The 799-nt window shown below is 45.4% G+C and carries 1 protein-coding gene; it reads left to right on the top strand.

The genetic code is table 11. The features are described from left to right. On the top strand, positions 1-720 hold a 720-nt coding region (locus R7Q09_RS24975; RefSeq protein ID WP_318143801.1), incomplete at its 5' end, for a lipid A deacylase LpxR family protein. Positions 721-799 lie beyond the last annotated feature (79 nt).

Here is a 799-nt window from a genome sequence, read left to right as displayed (position 1 = left end):
AGTGATATTGAAGCAGACTACCCTCTTGCCAATGACCGTCCATATGCTGGTTACCTACACACTGAAATCAACTACCTATCTCTAACCGCCGATCAAGCCGTTCGCTATAACTTCACCATTGGTGCCACAGGTGAAAGTTCTCTATCAGAAAAAGCGCAGGAAATTGTTCACGGCATCACTGGTTCAACCGATCCTCAAGGCTGGGATTACCAAATTGACGATGAAATTGCCTTTAGCGTTGGTTACCGAGCTTTCAATAAACTCATGCGCAGTGAGGGCCAGAAGACGCAATGGGAAATCACTAATGTGAATGACATTAACGCAGGTAACTTCCGCAGCGATGTATCACAAGGTGTCATGTTCCGCTGGGGCACGAATCTAGCCAATAGTATTGGCGCGGCAAACATCAGTGTAGAAAGCCCTTTCTCTGCCAGTATGCTTGCGAAAAATACCTCCAGTTGGTTTGTCTTTACAGGATTTGAAGGTCGATACCGTTTCAACGATATCACCATTGAAGGCGATCGCTCAGGTATTCCAGGCTCATCAGAACCCTATGATGTGACTCTAGAAAACTGGCAAGCAAGTGCCGTTGCAGGTGCAACTTGGTATAACCAGAATTACGGCGCAAGCCTAACCTTTACGGTGAAAACACCTGATTACGAAGAATCACAAACTGACGTTTATGGTACTGGTTCTTTCTCAGTCTTTGCTTTCTTTTAAATAGTATTTCTCTCTCAGGCCAATGAACGCGTCATTGGCTGTTTTCTTTGTTCACATTACGCTGCCTTTGCCTCCCACA

This window comes from Vibrio sp. 2130-1 (assembly GCF_033339515.1).
The sequence above is the reverse complement of the archived record's forward strand: the minus strand, read 5'-3'. Positions and strand labels throughout refer to the sequence as shown.